The sequence below is a fragment of the Bacillus sp. SIMBA_008 genome (assembly GCF_046535495.1).
Taxonomy (GTDB): Bacteria; Bacillota; Bacilli; order Bacillales; family Bacillaceae; genus Bacillus; species Bacillus subtilis.
On record NZ_JAWRWL010001174.1, the window covers coordinates 1 to 240 of the forward strand.

Below are 240 nucleotides of genomic sequence, written 5' to 3' on the forward strand. Positions count from 1 at the left end.
GGTTCTTTTCGCCAGCAGTTCGCACAGTTTGGCCCTGATTAAGGAAATCTTAATGATTTCTTTTTGGCTTGAGTGGCTTTTCGCCGTTAAATCTCTGAATGAAAGAATGTAAATCAAGCGCTTAATCTCATTCAGCCCGAGCATCATGATGGCCTGCTGGATGCTGTCTATCTTTTTTTTCAGTCTTGTTTGCGATCCGTTTAAAAAACGCAGAATCTGATACGATAAGCTGACGTCACG

Annotated in this window: 1 protein-coding gene; it reads right to left on the minus strand. The window is 42.1% G+C overall.

The window, feature by feature from the left end; translation table 11 throughout:
• Positions 1-240 (minus strand): HDOD domain-containing protein (locus tag SB658_RS27155; protein WP_410603634.1); only part of this gene is annotated, 240 nt, incomplete at both ends.